Origin of the sequence: Pseudomonas sp. MWU13-3659, from assembly GCF_023757525.1 — a bacterium.
GTDB lineage: Bacteria > Pseudomonadota > Gammaproteobacteria > Pseudomonadales > Pseudomonadaceae > Aquipseudomonas > Aquipseudomonas entomophila_E.
In genome coordinates this window covers 1-511 of the sequence record NZ_JAMSHW010000108.1, presented here as the reverse complement: position 1 = coordinate 511, position 511 = coordinate 1, and the positions used below count along the sequence as shown (strand labels likewise).

Below are 511 nucleotides of genomic sequence, written 5' to 3'. Positions count from 1 at the left end.
GTCTCGGCGCAATCGACCAGCTCCTGCACGGTGATCTCGCGGTTGTCGGCGGTGAAGCCGCTAACAGCTACGCGCTTCCAGTAGGAGACAAGGGAACGGGGCATCGTTGGTGCGCTCGGTGGTGGTCGATGAGCGCCACGATAGGGAGCCGATCGGCACCGGCCAAACGGTTTGCTTGAGCGAAATTCCTATTTCCAAGATCTAGGAATTTCACGCAGTTTTACCCCGCGTTTTCGGGGTTTTCGCCGCATAGACTGCGGCCCATGAACTACTCAATCGAAGTGAAGGAGGCCGCCAAACGCCTCTACCTACGCCGGGCATCGGTGAGGGAAATCCAGACTCAGCTGAAGCTGCCCAACGTGCGGATCATTTACTACTGGATCCGCCAGGGCGGTTGGGATGACATGCTGACGGATGAAGAGCCGCTGACCGCCGTGGGCCGGCGAATCACCCTCATCCTGGAAAAGCAGGGCACGCTGACCAAGGCCGAACTGGACGAGCTGGACCGCCT

General features: G+C 59.7%; 1 protein-coding gene and 1 pseudogene. One reads left to right on the top strand and one right to left on the bottom strand.

All coding sequences use genetic code 11. The annotated features are described in order from the left end of the window. A pseudogene (locus NGM28_RS28530) lies at nt 1-104 on the bottom strand (GPO family capsid scaffolding protein); the annotation flags it as partial. A gap of 159 nt (nt 105-263) precedes the next feature. Between NGM28_RS28530 and NGM28_RS28525 the strand changes: the two are divergent. Next, a partial coding sequence (locus NGM28_RS28525) for a terminase gpP N-terminus-related DNA-binding protein (RefSeq protein WP_502943926.1) occupies nt 264-511 on the top strand: 248 nt, incomplete at its 3' end.